This window comes from Xenorhabdus santafensis (assembly GCF_033949405.1).
In the GTDB taxonomy this organism is placed as follows: domain Bacteria; phylum Pseudomonadota; class Gammaproteobacteria; order Enterobacterales; family Enterobacteriaceae; genus Xenorhabdus; species Xenorhabdus santafensis.
In genome coordinates, this window is the sequence record NZ_VCDN01000243.1 from 1 (window position 1) to 349 (window position 349).

At 56.4% G+C, this 349-nt stretch carries 1 protein-coding gene; it reads right to left on the reverse strand.

Annotation, left to right across the window (positions count from 1 at the left end; translation table 11 throughout):
* The coding region (locus FE392_RS22405) for an inverse autotransporter beta domain-containing protein (RefSeq protein ID WP_319931889.1) at positions 1–349 on the reverse strand (349 nt) is incomplete at both ends.

Below are 349 nucleotides of genomic sequence, written 5' to 3' on the forward strand. Positions count from 1 at the left end.
GCCCCCGGAGGCGCTCTGACGGCGGTCAAGTCCCAGCGTCACCAGCGGGATGGGGGTGTAATTCACACCGAGGGTAAAGGCGGCCGGGTTTTTCTGCCGCTGTTTTTCACTCAGCAACCCGACTTCGTTACCGAAATATTGTTCGTAAGTCAGTTTACCGCCTAATTGGGGATAAGTCGGTATATAGCCCTCTGCCCGCAGGTCAAAGCCGTTGGCCGGGCGTTCTTCGTAATCGGTCAGTTTTTTGCCGTCTTTCCAGCCACTGGCACGGAAATAGCCGTTGGCCGCGAACTTCATAAAATCACGGGCGTATTCCGCCCCAAGACCGAAACGGGTATGGTCGCGGGTA